Genomic DNA, 279 nt, shown 5'->3' with positions numbered 1-279 from the left:
GGTAGATAGGTCACGGGTGGAAGCATGGCGACATGTGGAGCTGAGTGATACTAATCGGTCGAGGCCTTGTTCTAGCAGATGCATTGTTGATGACTTCAGTTTTGAGGGCGCGAGCCTTTCAAAAAAAACGAAAAAAAGTCTTGACGTTATGTGAACATAATGTTAAGATAATAAATGTCTGGTGGCGATAGCCAAGTGGTCACACCCGTTCCCATGCCGAACACGGAAGTTAAGCACTTGAACGCCGAAAGTAGTTGGGGGCTTCCCCCTGTGAGGATA

General features: G+C 47.3%; 1 rRNA gene. It reads left to right on the top strand.

Annotation, left to right across the window (positions count from 1 at the left end):
- Window positions 1-177: 177 nt before the first annotated feature.
- A 5S ribosomal RNA gene (gene rrf / locus ACZGCQ_RS16990) occupies window positions 178-279 on the top strand; the annotation flags it as partial.

This window comes from Exiguobacterium sp. HSB13, assembly GCF_056764755.1.
The sequence above is the reverse complement of the archived record's forward strand: the minus strand, read 5'-3'. Positions and strand labels throughout refer to the sequence as shown.